The organism is Streptococcus mitis, assembly GCF_946190375.1.
Classification (GTDB): domain Bacteria; phylum Bacillota; class Bacilli; order Lactobacillales; family Streptococcaceae; genus Streptococcus; species Streptococcus mitis_CJ.
This window is the reverse complement of the sequence record NZ_CAMIAF010000003.1, coordinates 79,158-104,183: the sequence shown is the minus strand read 5'-3', so window position 1 is coordinate 104,183 and position 25,026 is coordinate 79,158. Positions and strand designations below refer to the sequence as shown.

General features: G+C 40.4%; 25 protein-coding genes. 21 read left to right on the top strand and 4 right to left on the bottom strand.

The annotated features are described in order from the left end of the window. The first annotated feature begins 214 nt into the window (after positions 1 to 214). From lctO to manA, 10 genes are all read left to right on the top strand, one after another. A complete protein-coding gene (lctO, locus tag N8M09_RS02445) occupies positions 215 to 1,351 on the top strand; it encodes an L-lactate oxidase (RefSeq protein WP_261063472.1) in 1,137 nt (378 codons plus the stop codon). Positions 1,352 to 1,521: 170 nt separating this feature from the next. After that, positions 1,522 to 1,917, top strand: a complete 396-nt coding sequence (locus tag N8M09_RS02440; RefSeq protein WP_078351958.1) for a CopY/TcrY family copper transport repressor — start codon at positions 1,522 to 1,524, stop codon at positions 1,915 to 1,917. Positions 1,918 to 1,927: 10 nt separating this feature from the next. Then, on the top strand, positions 1,928 to 2,299 hold the full coding sequence (locus N8M09_RS02435; RefSeq protein ID WP_000935077.1) for a cupredoxin domain-containing protein: 372 nt from the start codon (positions 1,928 to 1,930) through the stop codon (positions 2,297 to 2,299). Positions 2,300 to 2,308: 9 nt separating this feature from the next. After that, positions 2,309 to 4,552, top strand: coding sequence for a heavy metal translocating P-type ATPase (locus N8M09_RS02430; RefSeq protein ID WP_261063452.1), 2,244 nt, complete (start codon positions 2,309 to 2,311; stop codon positions 4,550 to 4,552). 211 nt (positions 4,553 to 4,763) lie between these two features. Further along, the gene (gene spxB, locus N8M09_RS02425; RefSeq protein WP_261063445.1) at positions 4,764 to 6,539 is read left to right on the top strand and encodes a pyruvate oxidase; all 1,776 of its coding nucleotides are present in this window, start codon (positions 4,764 to 4,766) and stop codon (positions 6,537 to 6,539) included. A 154-nt stretch (positions 6,540 to 6,693) separates the two neighbouring features. Beyond that, complete coding sequence (locus tag N8M09_RS02420; RefSeq protein ID WP_261063438.1) at positions 6,694 to 7,041, top strand: VOC family protein; 348 nt, start codon at positions 6,694 to 6,696, stop codon at positions 7,039 to 7,041. Between the two features lie 529 nt (positions 7,042 to 7,570). Then, a complete protein-coding gene (locus tag N8M09_RS02415; RefSeq protein ID WP_261063435.1) occupies positions 7,571 to 9,145 on the top strand; it encodes an ATP-binding cassette domain-containing protein in 1,575 nt (524 codons plus the stop codon). Positions 9,146 to 9,396: 251 nt separating this feature from the next. Beyond that, a complete protein-coding gene (locus N8M09_RS02410; protein ID WP_261063424.1) occupies positions 9,397 to 9,657 on the top strand; it encodes an SWEET family sugar transporter in 261 nt (86 codons plus the stop codon). Between the two features lie 129 nt (positions 9,658 to 9,786). Then, positions 9,787 to 11,226, top strand: a complete 1,440-nt coding sequence (locus N8M09_RS02405; RefSeq protein WP_261063413.1) for a 6-phospho-beta-glucosidase — start codon at positions 9,787 to 9,789, stop codon at positions 11,224 to 11,226. A 120-nt stretch (positions 11,227 to 11,346) separates the two neighbouring features. Next, positions 11,347 to 12,291, top strand: a complete 945-nt coding sequence (gene manA, locus N8M09_RS02400; RefSeq protein ID WP_261063403.1) for a mannose-6-phosphate isomerase, class I — start codon at positions 11,347 to 11,349, stop codon at positions 12,289 to 12,291. Positions 12,292 to 12,331: 40 nt separating this feature from the next. On the opposite strand, the gene N8M09_RS02395 is transcribed toward manA, so the two are convergent. Continuing rightward, on the bottom strand, positions 12,332 to 13,672 hold the full coding sequence (locus N8M09_RS02395; RefSeq protein WP_261063394.1) for a sodium-dependent transporter: 1,341 nt from the start codon (positions 13,670 to 13,672) through the stop codon (positions 12,332 to 12,334). 235 nt (positions 13,673 to 13,907) lie between these two features. On the opposite strand from N8M09_RS02395, the gene N8M09_RS02390 reads away from it, so the two are divergent. After that, on the top strand, positions 13,908 to 14,648 hold the full coding sequence (locus N8M09_RS02390) for a MerR family transcriptional regulator (RefSeq protein WP_261063374.1): 741 nt from the start codon (positions 13,908 to 13,910) through the stop codon (positions 14,646 to 14,648). 41 nt (positions 14,649 to 14,689) lie between these two features. Here N8M09_RS02390 and N8M09_RS02385 read toward each other — a convergent pair whose 3' ends face one another. From N8M09_RS02385 to N8M09_RS02375, 3 genes are read right to left on the bottom strand one after another with little or no spacing between them, the layout of a single operon-like run. Next, the gene (locus tag N8M09_RS02385; protein ID WP_247942522.1) at positions 14,690 to 15,211 is read right to left on the bottom strand and encodes a DUF1697 domain-containing protein; all 522 of its coding nucleotides are present in this window, start codon (positions 15,209 to 15,211) and stop codon (positions 14,690 to 14,692) included. Between the two features lie 48 nt (positions 15,212 to 15,259). Next, positions 15,260 to 16,432, bottom strand: a complete 1,173-nt coding sequence (gene aao, locus N8M09_RS02380; protein ID WP_261063355.1) for an aminoacetone oxidase — start codon at positions 16,430 to 16,432, stop codon at positions 15,260 to 15,262. Positions 16,433 to 16,489: 57 nt separating this feature from the next. Further along, a complete protein-coding gene (locus tag N8M09_RS02375; RefSeq protein ID WP_261063334.1) occupies positions 16,490 to 17,335 on the bottom strand; it encodes a DegV family protein in 846 nt (281 codons plus the stop codon). 124 nt (positions 17,336 to 17,459) lie between these two features. Here N8M09_RS02375 and N8M09_RS02370 point away from each other — a divergent pair, with 124 nt between their 5' ends. From N8M09_RS02370 to N8M09_RS02325, 10 genes are all read left to right on the top strand, one after another. Further along, complete coding sequence (locus N8M09_RS02370; protein WP_261063328.1) at positions 17,460 to 18,017, top strand: TetR/AcrR family transcriptional regulator; 558 nt, start codon at positions 17,460 to 17,462, stop codon at positions 18,015 to 18,017. Positions 18,018 to 18,035: 18 nt separating this feature from the next. Continuing rightward, positions 18,036 to 18,503 (top strand): deoxycytidylate deaminase, encoded by a 468-nt coding sequence (locus N8M09_RS02365; RefSeq protein WP_000136976.1) that lies wholly within the window; start codon positions 18,036 to 18,038, stop codon positions 18,501 to 18,503. Positions 18,504 to 18,591: 88 nt separating this feature from the next. Beyond that, on the top strand, positions 18,592 to 19,221 hold the full coding sequence (upp, locus tag N8M09_RS02360) for a uracil phosphoribosyltransferase (RefSeq protein ID WP_000515974.1): 630 nt from the start codon (positions 18,592 to 18,594) through the stop codon (positions 19,219 to 19,221). Positions 19,222 to 19,388: 167 nt separating this feature from the next. Next, on the top strand, positions 19,389 to 19,979 hold the full coding sequence (gene clpP / locus N8M09_RS02355; protein WP_261063326.1) for an ATP-dependent Clp protease proteolytic subunit ClpP: 591 nt from the start codon (positions 19,389 to 19,391) through the stop codon (positions 19,977 to 19,979). Between the two features lie 78 nt (positions 19,980 to 20,057). Further along, a complete protein-coding gene (locus N8M09_RS02350; protein WP_261063320.1) occupies positions 20,058 to 20,306 on the top strand; it encodes a YlbG family protein in 249 nt (82 codons plus the stop codon). Positions 20,307 to 20,412: 106 nt separating this feature from the next. Further along, on the top strand, positions 20,413 to 21,573 hold the full coding sequence (locus tag N8M09_RS02345) for an ABC transporter substrate-binding protein (protein ID WP_000726119.1): 1,161 nt from the start codon (positions 20,413 to 20,415) through the stop codon (positions 21,571 to 21,573). A gap of 115 nt (positions 21,574 to 21,688) precedes the next feature. Continuing rightward, on the top strand, positions 21,689 to 22,558 hold the full coding sequence (locus N8M09_RS02340; protein WP_000941427.1) for a branched-chain amino acid ABC transporter permease: 870 nt from the start codon (positions 21,689 to 21,691) through the stop codon (positions 22,556 to 22,558). A gap of 3 nt (positions 22,559 to 22,561) precedes the next feature. Beyond that, entirely contained in the window at positions 22,562 to 23,518 is a 957-nt protein-coding gene (locus N8M09_RS02335; protein ID WP_000662286.1) for a branched-chain amino acid ABC transporter permease, read from the top strand. After that, positions 23,518 to 24,282, top strand: a complete 765-nt coding sequence (locus tag N8M09_RS02330) for an ABC transporter ATP-binding protein (RefSeq protein ID WP_001185997.1) — start codon at positions 23,518 to 23,520, stop codon at positions 24,280 to 24,282. Before N8M09_RS02335 ends, N8M09_RS02330 begins: the two co-directional genes overlap by 1 nt. Then, complete coding sequence (locus N8M09_RS02325) at positions 24,282 to 24,992, top strand: ABC transporter ATP-binding protein (protein ID WP_000062200.1); 711 nt, start codon at positions 24,282 to 24,284, stop codon at positions 24,990 to 24,992. Before N8M09_RS02330 ends, N8M09_RS02325 begins: the two co-directional genes overlap by 1 nt. The last annotated feature ends 34 nt before the right edge of the window (positions 24,993 to 25,026 follow it).

Sequence of the window (25,026 nt, the reverse complement as noted above, 5' to 3'; positions counted from 1 at the left end):
AATAGAACCTCCTATCTAGAAATAATACAGTTATTGTAGCACTTAAAATCTCCTTTGGATAATATCTATTTTTTATTGCCGTTATAAGGATTTTTTATCATAGTCCTAGAATTTCTGAAATTTCCAAACAAAATATTTGAAAAGTTTTGAAAAAAGAGTTAAGATATTTTTGTAATATACAAAGTAAACGCTTACTTATTAAGGAGGGCATTTTATGTCATACAAAACAAGCAATGCAGAAGGCCATGTAGACTTCATCAATACCTATGATTTGGAACCAATGGCGCAACAAGTTATCCCTAAAGCAGCATTTGGCTATATTGCTAGTGGGGCGGAAGATACCTTCACTTTGCGTGAGAATATTCGCGCCTTTAACCACAAACTCATCGTTCCGCATACTCTTTGTGATGTTGAAAATCCAAGTACAGAGATTGAATTTGCAGGTGAAAAATTGTCTTCACCAATCATCATGGCGCCTGTTGCGGCTCATAAATTAGCAAATGAACAGGGTGAAGTGGCGACTGCGCGTGGTGTGCAGGAGTTTGGTTCTCTTTACACAACTAGCTCTTACTCTACTGTCGACCTTCCTGAAATTACGGAAGCCCTTCAAGGGACACCTCATTGGTTCCAATTTTATTTTAGTAAAGATGACGGAATCAACCGCCACATTATGGACCGTGTGAAGGCTGAAGGCTACAAAGCGATTGTCTTGACAGCAGATGCTACTGTAGGGGGCAATCGTGAGGTGGACAAGCGTAATGGTTTTGTCTTCCCAGTTGGCATGCCGATTGTTGAAGAATACCTGCCAGAAGGTGCTGGTAAATCAATGGACTTTGTTTACAAATCAGCTAAACAACGCTTGTCTCCACGTGATGTAGAATTTATCGCTGAATACTCAGGATTACCAGTTTACGTTAAAGGACCACAATGCCGTGAGGACGTTGAACGTTCGCTTGCTGCGGGAGCTTCTGGTATCTGGGTAACCAACCATGGTGGTCGCCAAATCGACGGTGGACCAGCTGCCTTTGACTCGCTTCAAGAAGTGGCAGAAGCAGTTGATAAACGTGTGCCAATTGTCTTTGACTCTGGTGTTCGTCGTGGTCAACACGTCTTTAAAGCCCTGGCTTCAGGAGCAGACTTGGTAGCTATTGGTCGCCCGGTTATCTATGGCTTGGCTCTCGGCGGTAGTGTTGGTGTGCGTCAAGTCTTTGAACACTTGAATGCGGAATTGAAGACAGTCATGCAATTGTCTGGAACTCAGACAATTGAAGATGTCAAACACTTCAAACTCCGTCACAACCCATATAACCCAACCTTCCCAGTTGATCCTCGTGACTTAAAATTGTATTGATAAACCAGCTTGCCTCCACTTGATGTGGAGGTTTTTGCTTGTGTTTTAAACACTTTTGAAATGAAGATTTTAAAAAAAGAGAAAGATTTGAATTTTATAATTGACAAATGTAGATTTTAAGAGTATACTGATAATTGTAATTGACAAATGTAGATTTTGGAGGTGTGATTATGCAGATTTCAGATGCAGAATGGCAGGTCATGAAGATTATTTGGATGCAGGGCGAACAGACCAGTACGGATTTGATCAGGGTTCTGGCGGAGCGGTTCGACTGGTCCAAGTCAACCATTCAAACTCTTTTGGCTCGTTTGGTTGAGAAAGAGTGTCTGACAAGGAAAAAAGAAGGCAAGTTCTTTGTCTATTCAGCCCTTTTAACTTTGGACCAAAGTCGGGATTTACTTGTCCAAGATATCAAGGACAAGGTTTGTTCTCGTAGGATTAAGAACTTGTTGGCTGATTTGATTACTGAATGTGATTTTACTCAGGCTGACTTGGAAGACTTGGAAGCTGTGATTTCTGAGAAGAAATCAAGCGCTGTAACAAAAGTAAAATGTAATTGTATGTAAAGGAGACGTCATGTTAAATAGTATTGTAACCATTGTTTGTATTGCCCTTATCGCGTTTATCTTGTTTTGGTTTTTCAAAAAGCCTGAAAAATCTGGACAAAAGGCCCAGCAAAAAAACGGCTACCAAGAGATTCGAGTGGAAGTCATGGGAGGCTATACGCCTGAGTTGATTATCCTCAAGAAATCAGTGCCAGCCCGTATTGTCTTTGACCGTAAGGACCCTTCACCCTGTCTGGACCAAATTGTTTTTCCAGATTTTGGTGTACATGCGGACCTGCCAATGGGTGAAGAGTATGTAGTGGAAATCACGCCTGAGCAGGCTGGAGAGTATGGTTTCTCTTGTGGCATGAATATGATGCACGGTAAGATGATTGTAGAATAGGAGAATGATATGACTGAAATTGTAAAAGCAAGTCTTGAAAATGGTGTTCAAAAAATCCGTATCACGGCAGACAAAGGCTACCATCCAGCCCACATTCAACTGCAAAAAGGAGTTCCTGCTGAGATCACCTTTCATCGTGCTACTCCTTCAAACTGTTATAAGGAAATTCTTTTTGAAGAAGAAGGTATTCTAGAACCAATCGGTGTAGACGAAGAGAAAACAATTCGTTTTACCCCTAAAGAATTAGGCCAACATGAATTTTCTTGTGGCATGAAGATGCAAAAGGGGAGTTATACAGTTGTTGAGAAGACTCGAAAATCTCTATCACTTTTACAGCGTTTTTGGATTACTAGTATCTTTACTGTGCCTCTTGTAATCCTCATGATTGGGATGTCGACAGGAGGAATTAGTCACCAAGTCATGCGTTGGGGCACCTTTTTAGCCACAACACCGATTATGCTAGTAGCAGGTGGTCCTTATATCCAAAGTGCTTGGGCTAGTTTTAAAAAGCACAATGCCAACATGGATACCTTGGTTGCTTTGGGAACCCTAGTGGCCTATTTCTATAGCTTAGTTGCCCTCTTCGCTGGCCTCCCCGTTTACTTTGAAAGTGCTGCATTTATCTTCTTCTTCGTTCTTATGGGAGCCGTTTTTGAGGAGAAAATGCGGAAAAATACTTCCCAAGCTGTGGAGAAATTACTTGACTTGCAGGCTAAAACTGCAGAAGTCTTGCGTGAGGATAACTATGTTCAAGTCCCCTTGGACCAAGTCAAGGTAGGTGACCTGATTCGAGTGCGTCCCGGTGAAAAGATTGCTGTTGATGGTGTCGTAGTAGAAGGTATCTCTAGTATTGATGAGTCTATGGTGACAGGTGAGAGTCTGCCTGTGGACAAGACAGTTGGAGATACCGTCATTGGTTCAACCATCAATAATAGTGGAACACTTGTTTTTAGAGCAGAAAAAGTTGGTTCAGAGACTGTTTTGGCTCAGATTGTGGATTTTGTGAAGAAAGCTCAAACCAGTCGTGCGCCGATTCAGGACTTGACGGATAAGATTTCAGGGATTTTTGTCCCAGCAGTTGTGATTTTAGGGATTGTGACCTTTTGGGTTTGGTTCGTCTTGCTCAGGGATAGTGTAGTTGTGCTTGGAGCGAGCTTTGTGTCTTCGCTTCTCTATGGAGTAGCAGTTCTAATTATTGCCTGCCCTTGTGCATTGGGACTTGCAACACCGACAGCCCTTATGGTGGGGACAGGTCGCAGTGCCAAGATGGGAGTTCTCCTCAAAAATGGAACGGTTCTACAGGAAATCCAGAAAGTTCAAACTATCGTCTTTGATAAGACCGGGACTTTGACGGAAGGAAAACCTGTGGTAACAGATGTCATCGGCAACGAAGCAGAAGTGCTTGGATTGGCAGCTTCCTTGGAAGAAGCTTCTCAACACCCACTGGCTGAGGCTATCGTTAAGCGAGCGACTGAAGCTGGACTTGAGCTTCAAACTGTTGAAAATTTCCAAGCCTTGCACGGGAAAGGTGTTTCAGGGCAAATCAATGGAAAACAAGTTCTGCTTGGAAATGCTAAAATGCTGGATGGCATGGATATTTCTAGCACTTATCAAGAAAAACTAGAACAACTGGAAAAAGAAGCTAAGACAGTTGTATTCTTGGCTGTTGAGAATGAAATCAAAGGCTTGCTTGCTCTGCAAGATATTCCTAAGGAAAATGCTAAGCTTGCCATCAGTCAGTTGAAAAAACGAGGTCTTAAAACAGTCATGCTGACAGGAGACAATGTAGGTGTGGCGCGTGCTATTGCCGATCAGATCGGAATCGAAGAGGTCATTGCAGGTGTTTTACCAGAAGAAAAAGCCCATGAAATCCATAAACTACAAGCGACTGGAAAAGTAGCATTTGTTGGTGATGGTATCAATGATGCTCCTGCCCTTAGTGTAGCAGATGTGGGGATTGCTATGGGAGCTGGAACAGATATCGCTATCGAGTCAGCGGATTTGGTGTTGACAACCAATAACCTCCTAGGCGTGGTTCGTGCCTTTGACATGAGTAAGAAAACTTTTAATCGTATTCTGCTCAATCTTTTCTGGGCCTTTATCTACAATGTCGCCGGAATTCCGATAGCAGCAGGAGTCTTTTCTGGTGTTGGACTGGCCCTCAACCCAGAACTGGCAGGTCTAGCCATGGCCTTTAGTTCTGTATCCGTTCTGACTAGTTCCCTTCTCTTAAACTTTAGTAAAATAGATTAAAAGCGAGTTTGCTCGCTTTTTATTATAAAACAGAGTCTAAAAACGTTTTCAAACTGTACTGTAATAGAGAATAAAAACTTCTGAGCAGATTCTTAGTAAAGTCAAAATAAATGTGATAAATTAGTATTGTAAAAATTTACTGAAACGTTTTCAAAAACTATATGAAATCTTTTTTAGTAGATTTAAAAATATTTGAAGGAGAGTTATCATTATGACTCAAGGGAAAATTACTGCATCTGCAGCAATGCTTAATGTATTGAAAACATGGGGCGTAGATACAATCTACGGTATCCCATCTGGAACACTCAGCTCATTGATGGATGCTTTGGCTGAAGACAAAGACATCCGTTTCTTGCAAGTTCGCCACGAAGAAACTGGTGCTCTTGCAGCGGTTATGCAAGCTAAATTTGGTGGCTCAATTGGGGTTGCAGTTGGTTCAGGTGGTCCAGGTGCGACTCACTTGATTAACGGTGTTTACGATGCAGCTATGGATAACACTCCATTCCTAGCAATCCTTGGATCACGTCCAGTTAACGAATTAAACATGGATGCTTTCCAAGAATTGAACCAAAACCCAATGTACAACGGTATCGCTGTATACAACAAACGTGTAGCTTACGCTGAGCAATTGCCAAAAGTAATTGACGAAGCTTGCCGTGCTGCAGTTTCTAAAAAAGGTCCAGCTGTTGTTGAAATCCCAGTAAACTTCGGTTTCCAAGAAATCAACGAAAACTCATACTACGGTTCAGGTTCATACGAACGTTCATTCATCGCTCCTGCTTTGAACGAAGTTGAAATCAACAAAGCTGTTGAAATCTTGAACAATGCTGAACGTCCAGTTATTTACGCTGGTTACGGTGGTGTGAAAGCTGGTGAAGTGATCACTGAATTGTCACGTAAAATCAAAGCACCAATCATCACAACTGGTAAAAACTTTGAAGCTTTTGAATGGAACTATGAAGGTTTGACAGGTTCTGCTTACCGTGTTGGTTGGAAACCAGCCAACGAAGTGGTCTTTGAAGCAGACACAGTTCTTTTCCTTGGTTCAAACTTCCCATTTGCTGAAGTTTACGAAGCATTCAAGAATACTGAAAAATTCATCCAAGTAGATATCGACCCTTACAAACTTGGTAAACGTCATGCCCTAGACGCTTCAATCCTTGGTGATGCAGGTCAAGCAGCGAAAGCAATCCTTGACAAAGTGAATCCAGTTGAATCTACTCCATGGTGGCGTGCAAACGTGAAGAATAACCAAAACTGGCGTGATTACATGGACAAACTCGAAGGTAAAACTGAGGGTGAATTGCAATTGTATCAAGTTTACAATGCAATCAACAAACATGCTGATCAAGACGCTATCTACTCAATCGATGTAGGTGACACTACTCAAACATCTACTCGTCACCTTCACATGACACCTAAGAACATGTGGCGTACATCTCCACTCTTTGCGACAATGGGTATTGCCCTTCCTGGTGGTATCGCTGCTAAGAAAGACAATCCAGATCGCCAAGTATGGAACATCATGGGTGACGGTGCATTCAACATGTGCTACCCAGACGTTATCACAAACGTTCAATACGACCTTCCAGTTATCAACGTTGTCTTCTCAAATGGTAAATATGCCTTCATCAAGGACAAATACGAAGACACAAACAAACACTTGTTTGGTTGTGACTTCCCTAATGCTGACTACGCTAAAATCGCTGAAGCGCAAGGTGCTGTAGGATTTACAGTTGACCGTATCGAAGACATCGATGCAGTTGTTGCAGAAGCTGTTAAATTGAACAAAGAAGGTAAAACTGTTGTTATCGATGCTCGCATCACTCCACACCGTCCACTTCCAGTAGAAGTACTTGAATTGGATCCAAAACTTCACTCAGAAGAAGCAATCAAAGCCTTCAAGGAAAAATACGAAGCAGAAGAACTCGTACCATTCCGTCTCTTCTTGGAAGAAGAAGGGTTGCAATCACGCGCAATTAAATAATTTCTCTCGTCGAAAATCAAATGTAAACTGCGTTATCTTCACCTTGCCGTACTCCAGTACTGCCTGCGGTTTGATGCCTTGTTTATTCTTTGATTTTCATAGAGAGAAACTTGAAAAGATCGGAGCAATCCGGTCTTTTTATGGAGGATAGTAAATGGATTTAAATCAATTAGATATTATCGTTTCCGATGTTCTCCAAGTCTGTGCTGACTTGGAGCGTATTTTGGATAAAAAGTCCGATTATGTTGATGACAGTTTTGCTCAGTTCACGATTGGCAGTCACTGTCTCATGTTGTCCCAAAATCATTTGATTCCTTTGGAAGATTTTCAGTCAGGAATCATTCTTCACATCGAGGTTGAGGATCTAAATCAGAATTACCAACGGTTGAAAGAGATTGGTATCGAGATTTTACACGGTATTTGTGAAACGGATTGGGGAACAGAGTCCTTATTAGTTAAGGGCCCTGCTGGTCTAGTGCTTGATTTTTATCGTATGAAATAGGACGCTTAGTCATTGACGTTAACCTTAGCTATTTTTATAACAGAAATTGCGAATATGAACTATTGAAAGATCGGAGTAATCCGGTCTTTTTAATATAAAGAAATTGCATATAAACAATTGACAGCGTTTTTCTAAAATCTTATAATAAAAATATAACAGTATAAAACAAGATTCATATGAAAGGATGGTTTCTGTCTGTTAGAGAAGACTGTAAAACATGTCCCTTTGTTTTAGTTTGTAAATCAGGTTTTTGTCCAATGGCCAAGCATATTACGGAATTAAGCTCTTCTGTGATTTGTAAGAATATGCAAGAGAAAATTCTTAAAAATCTAGCACTTTATGCTATTTCTGGATGCTATTAAGATATTTTAGATGTGGACTAGAGAGGGGTAAGCAAAAATGTCTATCAAGAAAAACAAAAAGGTTGTAAAAAAACCTGAAGTTGCAAGCAATAATTGTAATATTTGTTAAGTTTATATAATAAAAATGGAGAGGAGTGCTAGCCTCTCTCTTTTTCTAGGAGGGCATTATGAATAAAATATTTCACTATCTGGATAAGAAAACGAAGTTTTATACTATCATCGGTGCACTGGCAAATGGAGGTTTAGCTCTTGCTCAACCCTTAGTCGTCTCACAAGCCTTGTCCTTAAATCAAGGAGAACTGACTTATTCTAAAATCATACAGTTTGCTGTTTTTGGCTTTACAGTATACTTCGTCTTGTATAGCTTAATGCTCTTTTGTAATCATACACATAATGTTTTTCGACGTGAAATTCAAATGAATATGAGAGCAGATTTATTTGACAAGCTGATGATAAATAAAGATTTTAACGAAGATGAAAAAATCACCATGCTCACACAAGATATGGAGTATTTGGGGGATAATTACTTAGAAAAATACGTTAATATCATTTGCTGGAGTTTTGTAGCATTACTAACAGCGATTTATATTATTTCGCAAAATTTGTTACTAGGTAGTATTTTTGTCTTTTTCACTATTTTACGTCCTATTCCTCAGTTCTTGATGAATAAAAGACTCAAACATACTGGTGATGATATGGCACAAGGCAGAGTAGAAGTGCATAATCAAGTATCTGATAGTATCCGAGGAGCATATACTCTACTCATGAACCAAGCAATTTCTGAAAATCAGAACAGATTTTGGAAGATTAATCGAAATTATCAACTAGCCATTCAAAAATTTTGCTTTACCCATAATATAATTTTCTTTTGCAACGGTTTCATGGTCTTTTTAAGCCAAGTTTTACCACTTGTTTTAGGTTTTTACTTTGCTATGGCTGGGCAGAAAGTGTCAGTGGCAAGTCTTGTTGCTATGTATATCGCAGCAGGTCAGCTAGTGAGCCCTATTCAGACTATTATGTATGATGCTGTAGATATACAAGGGGCAAAAACGACAGCAGATAAGATTTTTGGAGTATTAGAAATTGGAGATGTAAAACAGATAGATAAAAAAGATGCGCAAGAATTGAATGCTCTGCACATTAAAAATTTAAGTAAATCCTATGGTGACAGGCAACTTTTTACTCATCTAAATTTGGATGTTCAAGCAGGTCAGAAAGTTTTAATCAAAGGACCGAGTGGTTGTGGTAAGTCAACCTTGTTTCGACTTATTACTGGAGAAGAAATAGCAGATGAGGGAGAAATTATCGGTGTGACAACTGTTAATGAATGTACATCAAGTTTTGTATCCAGTATAGGAATTATTAGCCAACATCCATTTCTCTTTAACGATACAGTGCGTTATAATTTGACCTTAGGACAAGAATTTTCTGAGGAAGAGTTGCTTGCTGTTTTGAAACAAGTCAAACTAGATTTTGAATTGACGGGTGGGATGGATTTTATTATCAAAAATAACGGGGAGAATATTTCTGGGGGACAAAGAGTAAGGATTGAATTGGCACGTTTTCTTCTTCGTAAAAAAAATCTGTTATTGGCTGATGAAGTGACCGCAGCCCTAGACAAAGAAAACGCCTTCATGGTACATGAACTACTATTTTCTCTTCCTGTTATGATGTTAGAAATTGCCCATCATATTGATGATGAAAGTAGATATCAACAAGTTGTAGATTTAAGAAAATATTGATTCTGGCTTAAAAGTCAGTTTTATCAGAAAATAAAGTAGATATTTCAGCAATAAAACACCCAGTATCAAGATTTTTCAATATATAGTAATATGCGTTTTTCTGATTATATATACTTTTCCTAACTTCACTCTTCTTTCTTATCACAAGATTGTAATAGTTTACATTTTTATAGAAAAACTCTCAGACTCTTGCTTGTTTTTGCATCATATTATATAATAAAAAGTATAAAAGAATAAAAGAGGTTTTGAAAATGTCTGAAAAACAAATGAAAGTGTTGGGCTGGGCAGCGACATTTATGTCTGTTATGATGTATGTGTCATATTTCCCACAAATCATGAATAATCTTGCCGGTCAAAAAGGCAACTTCATTCAACCCCTAGTCGCAGCTATCAACTGTAGTCTCTGGGTTTATTACGGTCTTTTCAAGAAAGAAAGAGATATTCCGCTTGCTGCTGCCAATGCACCAGGTATTATTTTTGGCCTGATAACGGCTATTACAGCTTTGATTTAAAAAGAAGACTGATTTCAGTCTTTTTTTTCGTATATATAAGCAAGCTCAGGACATCATTATCTATATAGTTGCAAACATTTTGTCTCCTTTTTAGTATAATAGAACTAATAAATCAAGTGAGGTAAAGCGATGACAGAAAGACTACAATTTCCAGAGGGCTTCCTCTGGGGTGGTGCTACGGCAGCTAATCAATGTGAGGGAGCTTATAATCTAGATGGTCGAGGTCTGGCTAATGTCGATATAGTACCCATTGGACCTGACCGTGAAGCCATTATCACAGGTCAGAAAAAGATGTTTTCGTTTGAGGAGGGTTATTTTTACCCAGCCAAAGAAGCCATTGATATGTACCATTATTACAAGGAAGATATTGCTCTTTTTGCGGAAATGGGCTTTAAGACTTATCGTCTATCCATTGCTTGGACTCGGATTTTTCCTAAGGGTGACGAATCGGAGCCAAATGAAGCTGGTCTAGCCTTTTATGAGGATTTGTTTAAGGAATGTCACAAGTATGGAATCCAACCTCTGGTAACCATTACTCATTTCGACTGTCCTATGCACTTGATTGAAGAATACGGTGGTTGGCGCAATCGTCGGATGTTAGACTTCTATGAAAAACTTTGTCGCACACTCTTTACCCGCTATAAGGGTTTGGTCAAATATTGGCTTACCTTCAACGAAATCAACATGATTCTCCATGCCCCCTTTATGGGAGCTGGGCTCTGTTTTGAAGAAGGAGAAAATCAAGAACAGGTCAAATACCAAGCGGCTCACCATGAGTTGGTGGCTTCAGCCATGGCGACTAAACTTGCCCACGAAATTGACCCAGAAAACAAGGTGGGATGTATGTTGGCAGCAGGGCAATACTATCCTAACACAGCCCATCCGAGAGATTACTGGGCTGCTATGGAGGAAGATCGCAAGAGTTACTTCTTCATTGATGTTCAAGCGCGTGGGGAATACCCAAGCTACGCCAAGAAACAGTGGGAACATAAGGGAATCAAGATAGAAATGACCACAGAGGATCTGGACTTGTTGAAGAACAATACTGTTGACTTTGTTTCCTTCTCTTACTATGCAAGTCGAGTGGCCTCAGGGGATCCAGAAGTTAAAGAATTAGCTGCTGGAAATGTCTTTGCCTCTCTCAAAAATCCCTATCTGGAATCCTCAGAATGGGGATGGCAAATTGACCCACTTGGGCTTCGAATCACCCTCAATGCCATCTGGGATCGTTACCAAAAGCCTATGTTCATCGTAGAAAATGGTCTCGGTGCTATGGATACACCAGATGAGAATGGTTATGTAGCAGATGACTATCGGATTGCTTACTTAGAAGCTCATATCAAGGCTATGCGAGATGCCATTTACCAAGATGGAGTTGACTTGCTTGGTTATACGACTTGGGGCTGTATCGATCTGGTTTCAGCTGGAACAGGCGAAATGAATAAGCGCTATGGCTTTATCTATGTAGATCGAGATAATGCAGGAAATGGGACTCTCAAACGTAGCAAGAAGAAGTCCTTCTATTGGTACAAGGATGTCATTGCCAGCAATGGTGCAAGCATTGAGTAGAGCACATTTGTTCACTATTTTTATAAAATCTTCTCCCTACTTTATAAGATGTGAAAAAGAGTTCAATTAGATGGAGCTTTTTGCTATAATGAGGGGAGAAAAATCAGACAGGAGATCGACATGTCAGAACCATTATTTTTACAATCAGTTATGCAAGAAAAAATTTGGGGTGGTACCAAGCTACGTGATGAGTTTGGCTACGACATTCCAAGTGAAAAAATAGGGGAATACTGGGCCATCTCAGCCCATCCAAATGGTGTCTCTAAAGTTGCCAATGGTCGTTTTGAGGGAACAGATCTATCTACTTTGTATGCGAAACACCGTGAATTGTTTGGCAACCGTCCAGAACCTGTATTTCCGCTTTTGACAAAGATTCTGGATGCTAACGACTGGCTCAGCGTCCAAGTTCACCCAGATGATGCTTATGGATTAGAGCATGAAGGTGAACTCGGAAAAACAGAATGCTGGTACATTATCGCAGCGGATGAAGGTTCAGAGATTATCTACGGTCACAATGCCAAGTCAAAAGAAGAACTTCGCCAGCAAATCGAGGACAAAAATTGGGATGACTTGTTGACAAAAGTACCAGTTAAGGCTGGAGATTTCTTCTATGTACCAAGTGGCACCATGCATGCTATCGGTGCAGGTATCTTGATTCTTGAAACCCAACAATCTAGTGACACCACCTATCGCGTCTATGACTTTGACCGTAAGGATGATAATGGTAACTTGCGTGAACTTCACCTTGAAAAATCTATTGATGTATTAAACATTGGTGAGCCAGCAAATAGCCGTCCTGTAACTGTTAAAGCAGATGATTTGAGTTCCACTCTCCTTGTATCCAATGATTTCTTTGCAGTTTACAAGTGGGAAATCACTGGAAAAGTTGATTTTGAGAAGACAGCTGATTACACCTTATTCAGTGTCTTAGCTGGTCAAGGTCAGCTAACTGTTGATGGAAAAAACTATCCAATCCAAAAAGGTAGCCACTTTATCCTACCAAGTGATGTTGAAGCTTGGACTCTGGAAGGGCAAGGTTTGGAATTAATTGTTAGCCATCTATAAAAAAGAAAGGGCCTGAGTTTACTACTCAAGTCCTTTTTGATTACATAAATTGGGCTATAAAGACCACGATGATGATGATTGGAATAATAAAGCGAAGAAGAAAGAGCCAGACTTGGAACAGTCTCTGTTTCCATGTTCTTTCATCGAGATGGAGTTCCTCCATTGCAAGAGCCTTTTTAAAGATATAGCCTGTAAAAAGTGAAAGGCAGAGAGCTCCAAATGGCATGAGAAGATTGGAAACCAAGAAGTCCATAGCGTCAAAGAAGGTCTTCCCAAAGATGTGAACATCCGCCATGACACCGTAAGAAAGGGCTGAAGGAATTCCAAAGAAAAAGGTCAAAATTCCTAAAATCACACTCCATTTAGCACGCTTGCTGTTGTCCTGATCGGTGATATTGCCCACATTGATTTCCAGCATAACGACAGAAGAAGTGACTGTCGCAAAGAGGAAGAGCAAGAGGAAGAGGATGTAGAAAATGGTTCCAAAAGGCATCTTGTCAAAGAGTTGAGGCAAGACGATAAAGAGAAGGCTTGGTCCCCCTTCAGACTGGATATTGAAGGCTGACATGGCTGGGAAAATGGCTAGACCTGCCATGATGGATACCGAGATGTTCATGGCTACGATGGAAATTCCTGACTGGACCAGATTGGTTTTCCTATCCAAGTAAGAAGCATAGGTCAGCATGGCTGTAACCCCTAGTGAGAGGGCAAAGAAAGATTGTCCCAGAGCATAGAGGAGACCAGCACTGGTCAGTTTTGAAAAGTCTGGTTTGAGGAAGTAAAGAACCCCTTCCATGGCATTTGGCAAACTGAGAGAACGACCGATGATGACGACAAAGATGATAAAGAGCAGGGGCATCATAACCTTAGATGCTCTTTCAATCCCTTTTTGAACCCCACGTGATACAATGAAGATATTCAACAGGATAAAGGCAGCTTGTGCGCCTAGGGCAATGGCTGGGTTTGAAATGATTGAAGTAAATAACTGAGCATAATCACCCGTTCCACCAATCTGGAACAATTTTCCAAACTCAATGCCTAAATAGACTAAAATCCAGCCCCCAATAACACTGTAAAACGATAAAAGGATAAAAAGGGCAAAGGCACCAATCCAACCGATAAAGTTGTACTTGCTATTCTTGCCCAGTTTTCCAAAGGTTTTGATTGCTGAAACACCAGCGCTTCGGCCGAGGGCAAATTCAGCTAGCAAAAGAGGGAAACCGATTAAAATAGTGGAAACGAGAAAGACCAGTAAAAAGCCTCCTCCACCGTTAGCAGCAGTCATGTAAGGGAATTTCCAAACGGCACCAAGTCCGATGGCTGAACCAGCAGATGCTAGAATAAAGCCCAGTTTAGAACCCCATTGCGATTTTTCAGACATAGTTAAACTCCTAAAATTAGTATTACAAAAGAAAAAGCTACTGCCCTTGGCAACTAGCCTCATAAGTACTCAAAATGAGCGTTTCTTTTGATCGATAGACTTGACTATCCTATCATGTTTTCTAAGGTCTGTCAAGAAAACCATTTTCATGTTATGATAAAGTAAAAAAATTTCGCAAAAACGCTTGACTCTAACCTAAGGGGAGGGGTTATACTATCATTGTAAGGAGGAAATCATGTACCATATAAAAGAAGCTGCCCAGCTTTCGGGCGTCTCTGTCAAGACCCTACACCACTACGACAAGATAGGACTCTTGGTTCCTTTAAAGTCGGAAAATGGCTATCGAACCTACAGTCAGGAGGATTTGGAACGCCTTCAGGTTATTCTTTACTATAAATATCTAGGCTTTTCTTTAGAAAAAATAGCAGAGCTATTAAAGGAAGAAAGGACAGATTTATTGCCTCATTTGACTAGGCAGTTGGACTATTTGACTCGAGAAAGGGAACATCTGGATACCTTGATTTCAACCTTGCAAAAAACCATTCAAGAACAAAAAGGAGAAAGAGAAATGAGCATTCAAGAGAAATTTGCTGGATTTAACTACCAAGACCATCAAAAATACCACCAAGAGGCGGTAGAGAAATATGGACAAGAAGTGATGGATCAAGCGCTGGAGCGCCAGAAAGGTCACGAAGACGAGGCTACGGCTGCCTTCAACCAAGTTTTTCAAGCTTTGGCACAAAATCTTCAAGCTGGACTGCCTGTAACAGCAACAGAAAACCAAGAAGAAGCTGCTAAACTCTTTCAAGCCATCCGTACTTATGGATTTGACTGCTCTATTGAGGTATTTGGTTATATCGGTAAAGGCTACGTCTACAACCCAGAATTTAAGGAAAACATTGACAAATTTGGACCTGGAACAGCCCAGTACACATCAGATGTCATTGCCTATTATGTCCAAACTCAAACAAAATAAAATCGGAGGACTATTCTTCCGATTTTTACTAGACTCAAGCACTACTTGCTTAATAATTTTTCTACTACATTTAGTTTTCGCATGGTCAAATCTACATTAAAAAGCTTTTCAAGATAGTTGGTATGGAGTTTCTTTTGTTTTGCAGTTCTAGGGAGATAGAGGTAAAGACAATGGTTACCGATACAAATTTCTTCTTCACCGTAATCAATTTTCAATTTTTCTAAAGGGAGACTTTGAATAGATTCTTGATAAAAAATCACGTGTATACGGTCATAAAGATAGTGTTCTCCAAACGGGTTTTCTTGGACAATTTTTTTAAAATCACTTTTGTTCTTGATTACCATTTTTAAATCAGCACCAATATTTTCATTTATTAGAGTATGGACACGTTCTCGTATTTTTTTTAAATCTAAGTCACTTTCAAGAATGATATTCCCACTTTGAATATAGGTTCGAACTTGTTGAAAACCAGCTTCTGTCAAGATATCTACTAGATAAGACATTTTAGGGATAGCATTTTTTCCATTAGGAGTAACTCCCCTTAACAAGATAATATGTTCCAAAGTAGTTCCTTTCTTTTGGGGCTGATTTAGCCATTGAATAATTTAGATTTAGATTGGATTTGATCCCGCCACCCAACCAGTGCAGAGGGCAGAAGTGATGTTAAAGCCACCCGTATGAGCATTGATATCCAGTACCTCACCAGCAAAGTGGAGGCCAGGGACCAGCTTACTTTCTAGAGTTTTGGGATTGATTTCCTTGAGACTGACGCCCCCTTTGGTAACAAAGGATTTAGCTAACGACATTTTACCAGTCACAGGGATTTTAAGTCCCTTGATGGACTGGAGAAGTTGTTCTCGTTCCTTTTCAGTCAGTTGTTTGACTTTGTCAGGATAGCCTTGCGCAAAAAATTCTGCCAAACGTTCTGGCAACAAGGTTCTTAAAGCATTTTTCAAGGATTTTTCCCGATTTTCTTCTAGAAATGTAGCCAAGCCCTTCTCAGAAAGTTGAGGCAAAACATCCAGTGAGAGAACCTCCCCACCCTTGACAAAACTAGACATACGCAGGGCAGCAGGGCCTGACAAACCAAAGTGGGTAAAGAGCAAATCATGAGTGATGACATGCTTACCATAGCTTAGGGTCACATCGTCCAATGAAATTCCTTGCAAGGCCTTGTGTGGAAAATCTGTCAATAAAGGACTTTCAGCAGCCTCAAGCTCGGTAATGGTATGTTTGAAATGACGAGCAATCTCGTGACCAAACCCAGTAGAACCAGTCGAAGGATAAGATTTCCCACCAGTTGTGACAATCAGTTTATCACAAGTGAAGCTTTGGTCTGCGGACTTAAGGACAAACTGGTCATCAACCTTTTTAACCGACACAATCTCTGTTTGAGTAGCAACTTGACCACCTAGCTCAGTAATTTTCTTCTCCAAGGCTTCAATAATGGTACGAGACTTGTCACTAGCCGGAAAGACACGACCGTGGTCTTCGACCTTAAGTTTAACACCATTTTCAGTAAAAAAGTTGATGATATCATGGTTATCAAATTGGGAGAAGACACTATAAAGAAAGCGCCCATTTCCAGGGATTCCAGCTAGTAGGTCATCTAGAGTTCCGTTGTTAGTGACATTGCAACGTCCCCCACCAGTCCCAGCTAATTTTTTTCCAAGTTTCCGATTTTTTTCGATGAGGAGGGTTTTCTGACCATAAAAGCTACTGGAAATCGTAGCCATCATGCCAGCAGGTCCTCCACCGATGACAATAGTATCAAAATGTTTCATAGCTCTATTGTACCACAAAAAAACAAGAGATGAAGTCACCTCTTGTCAAGGATGTAATTAATCAATTTCATATCCCATCAGCAAACCACCATCTTCTGCATAAAAACTGCAGAGACCAGATGTTGGGAGAATTTTAATATCCGCCTGTGGGAAATTTTCTCGGATTCGGTCTGAAAGCTGTTGGCAACATTTCTCGTTATTGCGTTGAGCCATGACAATACGACCACCAGCATATCCTGCTTTCACTAACTCTTCATAGGCTGCCTGAATTGCTTTCTTTGGTCCTCGTGCTTTTTGTAGCAATTCGAGGGTTCCAGTTTCACTAGCTTCTCCGACCATACGGATATTTAGAAGGCCAACGACCGTACCGATAAGCTTGCTCAAACGGCCGTTCTTCACCAAGTTATCGACTTTGGCTAGGACAAAGAGCAACTTGGTTTTTTCTTGATAGGCAGTGATAGCTTCAACCACTTCTTCAAAAGATAAGCCCTGGTCAATCAAATCATTTAATTTTTCTACGAGCAAGTCAACCTCACCACCAGCAGACAAACTATCAATTACATGAATTTTAGTATCAGGATGTTCTTCCAGATAAATATTCTTAGCTAGTTGAGCACTATTGTGACTGCCAGAGAGAGTACCAGTGATAGTTACTAGGAAAATGTTTTTGGCTCCTTCAAATGCTCGCAAATAATCATCTGGGCTTGGACAAGCTGATTTTGAAGCTTCTGCGGTTGCATACATGGTTTCCATCATTTTATCAATGTTAAGACTAGCATCATCAACAAAGACCTGATCAGCTACTTGAATGGTTAAGGGGACACTTACAAAGGTCGTGTCAATAGCTGGTGTTGCCAGCTGACGATAATCACAACCAGAGTCAGCAATAATCTTCCAAGTCATAGAAATTCTCCATCTTTGTCAGTTATACATTGACAAAGGTTCTGTCTTTTTTTACAATTATATCATGAAAGCCCTTGAAACAAAAGCCTCATCCGTCTGTTGTGACAAGTAGAAAGAAAATGTTATGTCTGAACGTAGAATCTCTGAAAACTCTCTTGAAAATCTCAGAAAATCAAACCAAGAATCCAATTTATTAACCAGAGAAGCCATCGAAACGGCCCTCTTGCAACTCTTGGAAAAAAAGGACTTGACCAAGATTAGTATTTCTGAATTGGTCAAACGTGCAGGCGTTTCTCGTGCGGCCTTTTATCGCAATTATGATTCCAAAGAGGAGATTTTAGAAAGTGTCTTTAAACGAACTGTCCACAATATTATGGAACAGTTGCATCATTATGATTTAAAGACAGACCTTTATCTGGTCTGGGTTCACCTTTTCCGAGAAGCAAGAAAGGAAGCCAGAGTGATTCAATTGGCCTTAGATTACCATCTGGAAAAAATCTTTGTCCAAGCCATGCAGGAGTTTCTAGAAAAATACCATGGAAAATCAAAAGGTGTCAGCTCTTATCTTCATTCCTTCTGGAGCTCGGCCATCGTCTCTGTCCTTCTAAAATGGATCAAGGATGGCATGAAGGTACCTGCTGAAAAGATTGCGGATTTACGGTTACCATTTTTTAAAAAATAGAGAAAAAGGAGAAAAGAGATGACTGAAAAAAGACTAGCATGGGATGAGTATTTTGCAGCCCAAGCCCTACTAATTGCCAATCGTTCCACTTGTAAACGTGCCAAAGTGGGCGCGATTCTGGTAAAGGACAATAAGGTTATTTCCACTGGTTACAATGGTTCGGTGTCAGGGACTGAGCATTGTATTGACCACGAATGTCTGGTCATTGAAGGACACTGTGTTCGCACCCTTCACGCTGAGGTCAATGCTATCCTTCAAGGTGCAGAACGTGGTGTTCCTAAAGGCTTTACAGCCTATGTGACACATTTTCCTTGTCTGAACTGTACAAAACAATTGCTGCAGGTTGGTTGCAAGCGCGTGGTTTATATTAACCAGTACCGAATGGATGACTACGCCCAATACCTCTATCAAGAAAAAGGGACAGAATTGACTCATTTACCACTTGAGACAGTACAGACAGCTCTTAAAGAGGCAGATTTAATGTAAAAATTATCAAAAATAAATGGTTTAGAAAGATTTTTAAACCGTTTTTTGGTATAATAAGAAGAATAAATTGAAAGAAGGAATTCCAAAAATGGGAAAAATTGAAGTTATTAATCATCCACTGATTCAACACAAATTGTCAATCTTGCGTCGTACAGATACTTCTACCAAAGCTTTCCGTGAGCTAGTAGATGAGATTGCAATGTTGATGGGGTATGAAGTACTTCGTGATCTTCCACTAGAAGATGTGGAAATCGAAACACCAATTACAAAAACAGTTCAAAAACAATTGGCAGGTAAGAAATTGGCCATCGTTCCAATCTTGCGTGCAGGTATCGGGATGGTTGATGGTCTCTTGAGCTTGGTTCCAGCTGCTAAAGTTGGTCACATCGGTATGTACCGTGATGAAGAAACGCTTCAACCAGTTGAGTACTTGGTGAAATTGCCTGAAGATATTGACCAACGTCAAATTTTTGTAGTAGACCCAATGTTGGCAACAGGTGGCTCAGCAATCTTGGCTGTTGATTCTCTTAAAAAACGTGGCGCATCAAATATCAAATTTGTCTGCCTTGTATCAGCACCAGAAGGTGTAAAAGCCCTTCAAGAAGCTCATCCAGATGTAGAAATCTTTACAGCAGCCTTGGATGAACGCTTGAACGAACACGGATATATTGTTCCAGGTCTTGGAGATGCTGGTGACCGCTTGTTCGGTACGAAATAAGATCGAAAAGAAGATTGACTTGGAAAATAAGTTCCAATCACGAAAGGAGGTTGAATTTTTGTTTCTGTCTAATGAAAACAGAGCAAAAATTTGACCTTTTTTGACCTAGATATTATAATAGTCTTATCTTCAGTCATTTGACAAATAAAACTCAAAAGGAGAAATGAATGATTCCTGTAGTTATTGAACAAACAAGCCGTGGAGAACGTTCTTACGATATTTACTCACGTCTTCTCAAAGACCGCATCATTATGCTGACAGGCCCAGTTGAAGACAACATGGCCAACTCAGTTATTGCCCAATTGCTTTTCTTGGATGCCCAAAATAGTACAAAGGATATTTACCTTTATGTCAATACACCAGGTGGTTCCGTTTCAGCTGGTTTGGCAATCGTTGATACCATGAACTTTATCAAGGCAGATGTCCAAACCATCGTTATGGGAATGGCTGCATCTATGGGGACGGTCATTGCATCAAGTGGGGCAAAAGGCAAACGTTTTATGCTTCCAAATGCAGAGTATATGATCCACCAACCAATGGGTGGTACAGGTGGTGGTACTCAACAAACCGATATGGCGATCGCTGCAGAACACTTGCTTAAAATTCGTAACACCTTGGAAAAAATCTTGGCTGAAAATTCAGGTCAGTCAATCGAAAAAGTCCACGCAGATGCAGAACGCGATAACTGGATGAGTGCCCAAGAAACACTTGAATATGGCTTTATTGATGAAATCATGGCCAACAATTCATTGAACTAATGATGAAAGAAGGCAAACTCGACTGGGTTTGCTTTTTTTGGTATAATAGGGAGAGATTTCTTAGAAAGAGGATTTATCATGTTTGAAAAAGTCAATCGATCTGGCTTGATTATCTATCTTTACTATAATCGTGATGCCAAAAAACTGCAAGATTATGGAGATATTACCTATCATTCCAAGAAACATCGTTACTTACAACTCTATGTTCCAACTCAAGAAGTGGAGCAATTGGTCGGGCGTTTGTGCAAGGAAAAGTTTATAAAAAAAGTCAGAGTTTGTCATATCCAAGAGCTGGAAACACCCTTTGTGGGCAATCTTTATCGATAGGAAAACGTTATCATCGAAAAAGTTCAAGAAAAGTGTTGACAATTTTCTGATAATTCGGTATATTCTTAACATGCTATTTATTTAAGAAATAAGGAGACGAAAAAAGATGAAGAAAAAATTTGCCCTATCGTTTGTGGCGCTTGCAAGTGTAGCACTTCTTGCAGCCTGTGGAGAAGTGAAGTCTGGAGCGTCAAACGCTGCTGGTAACTCAGTAGAGGAAAAGACAATCAAAATCGGATTTAACTTTGAAGAAACTGGTGCCGTAGCAGCCTACGGTACATCTGAACAAAAAGGTGCCCAACTTGCTGTTGATGAAATCAATGCTGCAGGTGGTATCGATGGAAAACAAATCGAAGTAGTTGATAAAGATAACAAGTCTGAAACAGCTGAGGCGGCTTCAGTAACAACTAACCTTGTAACTCAATCTAAAGTATCAGCAATCGTAGGACCTGCGACATCTGGTGCGACTGCAGCTGCGGTAGCGAACGCTACAAAAGCAGGTGTTCCATTGATTTCGCCAAGTGCGACTCAAGATGGATTGACTAAAGGTCAAGATTACCTCTTTATCGGAACTTTCCAAGATAGCTTCCAAGGAAAAATTATCTCAAACTATGTTTCTGAAAAATTGCAAGCTAAGAAAGTAGTTCTTTACACTGACAATGCCAGCGACTATGCTAAAGGTATTGCCAAAGCCTTCCGTGAAGCTTACAAGGGTGAAATCGTTGCAGATGAAACTTTCGTAGCAGGTGACACAGACTTCCAAGCAGCCCTTACAAAAATGAAAGGGAAAGATTTTGATGCTATCATCGTTCCTGGTTACTACACTGAAGCTGGTAAAATTGTAAACCAAGCGCGTGGTATGGGAATTGACAAACCAATCGTTGGTGGTGATGGATTTAATGGTGAAGAGTTTGTACAACAAGCAACTGCTGAAAAAGCATCAAACATCTACTTTATCTCAGGCTTCTCAACTACTGTAGAAGTTTCAGCTAAAGCAAAAGCTTTCCTTGATGCTTACCGTGCTAAGTACAACGAAGAGCCTTCAACATTTGCAGCCTTGGCTTATGACTCAGTTCACCTTGTAGCAAACGCAGCAAAAGGTGCTAAAAACTCTGGTGAAATCAAGGATAACCTTGCTAAAACAAAAGACTTTGAAGGTGTAACTGGTCAAACAAGCTTCGATGCAGACCACAACACAGTCAAAACTGCTTACATGATGACCATGAACAATGGTAAGGTTGAAGCAGCAGAAGTTGTAAAACCATAATAGAAAATGTTGAAATAGGGAATGAGCCTCGGACTCACTCCCTGTTTCGATGTTTAAGAACCTATCAAAAAGTGAGGGAAAACCCTCCAAATTATAAATAGAAAGAGTGAATCTTATGCTCCAACAACTAGTAAATGGTTTGATTCTAGGTAGTGTATACGCGCTGTTAGCCCTAGGATATACCATGGTTTACGGAATTATCAAGCTCATCAACTTCGCCCACGGTGATATTTATATGATGGGAGCCTTTATCGGTTATTTCTTGATTAATTCTTTCCAAATGAATTTCTTTGTAGCGCTTATTGTAGCTATGCTAGCGACGGCCATTCTTGGTGTCGTGATTGAGTTCCTTGCTTACCGACCTTTACGTCACTCTACTCGTATTGCTGTTTTGATTACAGCTATTGGGGTTTCCTTCCTATTGGAGTATGGCATGGTCTATCTGGTTGGTGCCAATACCCGTGCCTTCCCTCAAGCGATTCAAACAGTTCGCTATGATTTGGGACCAGTTAGCCTAACAAACGTGCAGTTAATGATTTTGGCCATTTCCTTGATTTTGATGATTTTGTTACAAGTCATTGTCCAAAAGACTAAGATGGGGAAAGCCATGCGTGCGGTATCCGTAGATAGCGATGCGGCGCAATTGATGGGGATTAATGTAAACCGTACTATCAGCTTTACCTTCGCTTTGGGTTCAGCTCTTGCGGGTGCGGCTGGTGTTCTGATTGCCCTTTATTATAACTCTCTTGAGCCTTTAATGGGGGTTACTCCAGGTCTTAAATCTTTCGTTGCCGCGGTACTTGGTGGTATCGGAATCATTCCTGGTGCGGCGCTTGGTGGTTTTGTAATTGGTCTATTAGAAACCTTTGCGACAGCCTTTGGAATGTCAGACTTCCGTGATGCCATTGTTTATGGAATCTTGTTGTTGATCTTGATTGTCCGCCCAGCTGGTATCCTTGGTAAAAATGTGAAAGAGAAGGTGTAAACGATGAAGGAAAATTTAAAAGTTAATATTCTGTGGTTACTCCTTTTGTTAGCTGGCTATGGCTTGATTAGTGTACTGGTTTCAGTCGGAGTACTCAATCTATTCTATGTACAGATTTTACAACAAATCGGAATTAATATTATTTTGGCTGTTGGCCTTAACTTAATCGTTGGTTTTTCAGGACAATTTTCACTTGGACATGCTGGTTTTATGGCGATTGGTGCCTATGCAGCAGCTATTATTGGTTCTAAATCACCAACTTACGGTGCCTTCTTTGGAGCCATGCTTATAGGTGCTTTGCTTTCAGGAGCAGTTGCCTTGCTTGTCGGAATTCCAACCTTGCGTTTGAAGGGGGACTATCTTGCGGTAGCGACTCTAGGTGTTTCTGAAATTATCCGTATCTTTATCATCAATGGCGGAAGCCTTACAAATGGTGCGGCAGGTATCTTGGGAATTCCTAACTTTACAACTTGGCAAATGGTATACTTCTTTGTCGTGATTACAACCATTGCAACCTTGAACTTCTTGCGTAGTCCAATTGGTCGTTCAACCCTCTCCGTTCGTGAAGATGAAATCGCTGCTGAGTCAGTTGGGGTTAATACGACTAAAATTAAAATCATCGCCTTTGTCTTTGGTGCTATTACTGCAAGTATTGCGGGGTCACTTCAGGCAGGATTTATCGGGTCTGTTGTACCGAAAGATTACACATTCATTAACTCAATCAACGTATTGATTATTGTTGTCTTTGGTGGACTTGGTTCCATTACAGGTGCCATCGTTTCAGCTATTGTTCTTGGAATTTTGAATATGCTTCTCCAAGATGTTGCCAGCGTGCGTATGATTATTTACGCTTTGGCCTTGGTATTGGTAATGATTTTCAGACCAGGTGGACTCCTTGGAACATGGGAATTGAGCCTATCACGTTTCTTTAAAAAATCTAAGAAGGAGGAACAAAACTAATGGCATTACTTGAAGTAAAACAGTTAACCAAACATTTTGGCGGTCTAACAGCTGTTGGAGATGTGACTCTTGAATTGAACGAAGGGGAATTGGTTGGACTAATCGGTCCAAACGGAGCTGGGAAAACCACTCTTTTCAACCTCTTGACGGGTGTTTATGAACCAAGCGAGGGAACAGTAACCCTAGATGGTCACCTTTTGAATGGAAAGTCACCTTATAAGATTGCTTCTTTGGGACTTGGACGTACATTCCAAAATATCCGTCTCTTTAAAGATTTAACAGTTTTGGACAATGTTTTGATTGCTTTTGGCAACCATCACAAACAACATGTTTTTGCTAGTTTTTTGCGCTTACCAGCTTTTTACAAGAGTGAAAAAGAATTAAAGGCTAAAGCCTTGGAATTGCTGAAAATCTTTGATTTGGATGGTGATGCAGAAACTCTTGCTAAAAATCTTGCCTACGGACAACAACGTCGTTTGGAAATTGTTCGTGCCCTCGCTACGGAACCTAAAATTCTCTTTTTAGATGAACCAGCAGCAGGTATGAACCCGCAGGAAACAGCAGAATTAACTGAGTTAATTCGTCGTATCAAAGATGAATTTAAGATTACGATCATGCTGATTGAACACGATATGAATCTGGTCATGGAAGTAACAGAACGTATCTATGTACTTGAATACGGTCGTTTGATTGCTCAGGGAACCCCAGACGAAATTAAGACCAATAAACGCGTTATCGAAGCTTATCTAGGAGGTGAAGCCTAATGTCTATGTTAAAAGTTGATAATCTTTCTGTGCATTACGGTATGATCCAAGCAGTCCGTGATGTAAGCTTTGAAGTGAATGAAGGAGAGGTAGTTTCCCTTATCGGTGCCAATGGTGCAGGTAAGACAACCATTCTCCGTACCTTGTCTGGTTTGGTTAGACCGAGTTCAGGAAAGATTGAATTTTTAGGTCAAGAAATCCAAAAAATGCCGGCTCAGAAAATCGTGGCAGGTGGTCTTTCGCAAGTTCCAGAAGGACGCCACGTCTTCCCTGGCTTGACTGTTATGGAAAATCTAGAAATGGGAGCTTTCTTAAAGAAAAATCGTGAAGAAAATCAAGCTAATTTGAAGAAAGTTTTCTCACGCTTTCCTCGTCTTGAAGAACGGAAGAACCAAGATGCAGCTACTCTTTCAGGGGGAGAACAGCAAATGCTTGCCATGGGACGCGCTCTTATGTCAACGCCAAAGCTTCTTCTTTTAGATGAACCATCAATGGGACTCGCCCCAATCTTTATCCAAGAGATCTTTGATATCATTCAAGATATTCAGAAGCAAGGAACAACTGTCCTTTTGATTGAACAAAATGCCAATAAAGCACTCGCAATCTCTGACCGAGGCTATGTATTGGAAACAGGAAAAATCGTCCTATCAGGAACAGGAAAAGAACTCGCCTCATCAGAAGAAGTCAGAAAAGCATATCTGGGTGGCTAAAACAATCCAGTGGATTGTTTTAGTCGGCAGATAA